This window comes from Streptomyces sp. B15 (assembly GCF_018070605.1).
GTDB classification, from domain to species: Bacteria; Actinomycetota; Actinomycetes; order Streptomycetales; family Streptomycetaceae; genus Streptomyces; species Streptomyces smyrnaeus.
In genome coordinates, this window is the sequence record NZ_JAGPXJ010000201.1 from 1 (window position 1) to 1,696 (window position 1,696).

Consider the following 1,696-nt stretch of genomic DNA (forward strand, 5'->3'; position numbering starts at 1 on the left):
GTATCGCCCTGTGCGCGATGCTGGGCATCCCCGTCGGCCGCTACCGGCTCGTTCTGCCCCGGCTGGAGAACGCGGCGGTCACCGAGATCGAGTTGAGCGGCGACCGGACGGCCCTGCGCTCGCTGAACGTGCCGACGGCCACCGACGCCGCCGTGGCCGGCCGGGCGCCGCTCTCGGCCCCCACGGCCGCCGGCTGAGCGGGGCGAGGCCGTGACGAACCCGGGACCGCCCACGGGCTCAGCGCGCTCCCAGGAGGCCCGCAGACAGCGGATGGCGGAGCATGTTGTCCAGCACGGGACGGTGACCGTCAGCCGGCTCGCCGAGGTGCTGGGCGTCAGTGTGATGACCGTCCACCGCGACCTGGAGGCGCTGGCCCGGCGCGGCGTCCTGCGGCGCTTCCGCGGCGGTGTCTCCGCGCTGCCCACCAGCGTCTTCGAGAGCAATCTCGACTACCGGCTCGGTGTCCATGTGGCGCAGAAGGAGGCGGTGGCGCGGGCCGCCGCCGAACTGGTGGAGCCGGGCATGTCTGTGATGCTGGACGACTCCACCTCCGTGCTGGCGCTGGCCGTGCTGCTGCGCGGGCGCAGACCGCTGACCGTGCTGACCAACGCGCGCCGCGTGCTCGACGTGTTCGCCGGGTGCGAGGAGGTCCGGCTGATCGCGCTGGGCGGCGAGTACTCGCACACCCACGACTCGTTCCTCGGAGTGCCCTGCGTGGAGGCCATCGAGGCGATGTCGGTGGACCTGGTGCTGGTGAGCACGTCCGCGATGAACGGGCACATGACCTTCCACCAGGAGCAGGACGTGGTGCTCGTCAAGCGCGCCATGCTCGCCTCCGGGGCGCGCACCGCGCTGCTGATGGATCACTCAAAGGTCGCCCGCACGGCCTTGCACCGGCTGTGCCCGGTCACCGACTTCGACCACGTCGTGGTGGACGACGGCGTGGACGGCGCCCTGGTGGCCGAGCTGCGCGAGCACACCGACGTACGGGTCGCGGAGGTCGACGGCTGACCCTCGCTTTCACACGGCAGGTGTGAATTTAACATCGTGACTGAAAGGGACGCCATGCACAGCCCAGCCACCACGCCCGGACCCTCGCCCTCCGCTCCCGCCTCCACTCCCCTCGTCGCCGGGATCGACGTCGCCACGGCGGCCGTCCGCGTCCTGTGCGTGGACGCCCGGGGCACGGTGCGCGCCGAGGGCCGGGCCCCGCTGCCGCAGCCGGTCCGCGACGGGGGCGGCCGCAGCGAACAGGACGCCACCCGCTGGTGGCCCGCCACGGCCGAGGCGCTGCGCCAGGCCACATCGGCGCTGCCGGCGCGAGGCGCCGAGGTGACCGCCGTGGCGGTCTCCGCCACCTCCGGCACCCTGGTGCCGGCCGACGCGGCCGGCCGGCCGCTGGGCCCCGCGCTGATGTACGACGACCGCAGGGCCGCGGACCACAACACCGAGGCGCAGCGCGCCGGCGCCGCCCGCTGGCGGGCGCTCGGTCTCACCGTCGGCCCCACAGCCGCGCTGGGCCGGGTCGCCTGGTACGCACGGCACGCGGCCGACTTCCCCGGCGCCGCGCGGATAGTCCACACCCCGGAACTGCTCGGCCGCCACCTCACCGGGACACCGGTCGCCGCCGACTGGAGCCACGTGCTCAAGACCGGCTACGACCCGCGCAGCGGGGAGTGGCCCGGCGAGGTCATGG

Annotated in this window: 2 protein-coding genes and 1 pseudogene; all 3 read left to right on the plus strand. The window is 74.2% G+C overall.

Going from position 1 to position 1,696, the window contains the following annotated elements; translation table 11 throughout:
- A pseudogene (locus KBY19_RS35815) lies at positions 1 to 197 on the plus strand (histidine phosphatase family protein); the annotation flags it as partial.
- A gap of 73 nt (positions 198 to 270) precedes the next feature.
- Positions 271 to 1,011, plus strand: a complete 741-nt coding sequence (locus KBY19_RS35820; RefSeq protein WP_210967514.1) for a DeoR/GlpR family DNA-binding transcription regulator — start codon at positions 271 to 273, stop codon at positions 1,009 to 1,011.
- Between the two features lie 54 nt (positions 1,012 to 1,065).
- Positions 1,066 to 1,696 (plus strand): FGGY family carbohydrate kinase (locus KBY19_RS35825; protein WP_247691755.1); only part of this gene is annotated, 631 nt, incomplete at its 3' end.

Bases quoted from the DNA above. Each gene is read 5' to 3' on its own strand.
- KBY19_RS35820 (WP_210967514.1), top strand. From the start codon at position 271: ATGGCGGAGCATGTTGTCCAGCACGGGACGGTGACCGTCAGCCGGCTC.